The organism is Mesorhizobium sp. M7A.F.Ca.US.014.04.1.1 (genome assembly GCF_003998745.1).
Lineage (GTDB): Bacteria > Pseudomonadota > Alphaproteobacteria > Rhizobiales > Rhizobiaceae > Mesorhizobium > Mesorhizobium ciceri.
Genome location: NZ_RZRW01000753.1, coordinates 1 through 1316, shown reverse-complemented (window position 1 = coordinate 1316; position 1316 = coordinate 1). Strand labels below are relative to the sequence as shown.

Here is a 1316-nt window from a genome sequence, read left to right as displayed (position 1 = left end):
CTGGTCGAGATCGGCGAGATCGCCCACCGAGACGATGCTGCGCGGGCGGTTCCGCGCCAGCCATGTGTAGCACGCATTGCGCACGATGGTGAGCAGCCAGGCGCGTGCATTGCCGCCGGCATAACTGGCGATGCTGGCATGTGCCTTCATGCACGCGTCCTGCACGACATCCTCGGCGTCGGTGGCATTGCCGGTTAGCCAACGGGCCAGCGAAAGCGCGTCGGCGAGATGAGGCATTACCACTTCGCTGAAGCGGTCGGCCTGCGCATTGCTGCTTAGCATTGGTGTACCGTGATATGCGCCTCGCCTTGAGTGCCCAGGAAGCGAAGATGGTTCTGTCTTGCAAGCGAACCCAGCGGAAGTATTTAGGGTCGCCAGCTGCGGTGAATGTGAAGGCAACTGTTTCATCGATGTCAATCACACACTGGACCGCAACGATTCATCCACCCCGATGCGTTCTCGCATCCGCGGCGTCTGAGCGCTCTCGATCCCGACTGGGCAGGACGTTTAAGGCAGACAGGCTGGGAGCCGCAAGCGGCCAACGCGTCGCCTTCACCTGGGAATGCGTCGACCATTGCCGTCGCGGTCGTCAGTGTGTGGGGTTGCAGGGGGACGTTCCTTCAAGGTCAATCAGCAGCGTATGCATGGAAGACCAGGGCGGGCGGCGTTTTATTCCCGGATAGCGAAAAATCTTCTTCGCAATGTAAATTGGTCCGCCCGAGCCAGCTTTTCAACGCTCTTTAGCCTGCGATATCAACCTTCCAGCTCAGCCGATCAGAGCCGGTCGAAATTCGGGCATTGCCAGAGCAAGGGTTTTGTCCATCACTTTAGCCAATTTCCGTCTAGCCGAGAATGAGGCGCATGGCGCAGCGCCTGCTTGCCGGCATCCCGTGTTCGATCTCCCGACGCAGTATTTGACGAAGCCGGTCTCCCGCATGCGTCTCGCCCAGCACCTGAAAGCCCAGCTTCGGATAGAAAGGCGCGTTCCAGATCACATCCCGAAACGTTGTCAGGGTGATCGCGACAAGGCGGCGCTCCCTCGCATCTGTGATTGCTTTTTCGAGCAAGGCGCGTCCGATACCTGAGCGTTGTCGGTCAAGGCGCGCAGCTAGTTCCCAGATGTGCAATGTGTCGTCCTGGATCTCCGCGCTCAGGAATGCGACCGTCCGGCCATCCTGCTCCACCGCTACCCAGCATGTGCCCTTGGCGATAAGTTCACGGTGACGCTCGACGGTTTGGTTTTCGTCATCGGCAATCCAGGCCAGCTCCGCAACTTCGCGGTAAGCGTCACCCTCCGACTGTTCGATATCGGGTAG

2 protein-coding genes are annotated in these 1316 nt (G+C 59.6%); both read right to left on the bottom strand.

Annotation, left to right across the window (positions count from 1 at the left end; translation table 11 throughout):
* Window positions 1–282 (bottom strand): sigma factor (locus EOA22_RS39190; RefSeq protein WP_281040803.1); only part of this gene is annotated, 282 nt, incomplete at its 3' end.
* Window positions 283–842: 560 nt separating this feature from the next.
* Window positions 843–1316, bottom strand: a 474-nt coding sequence (locus EOA22_RS31010; RefSeq protein WP_164756083.1) for a GNAT family N-acetyltransferase, incomplete at its 5' end; no start/stop codon positions are given.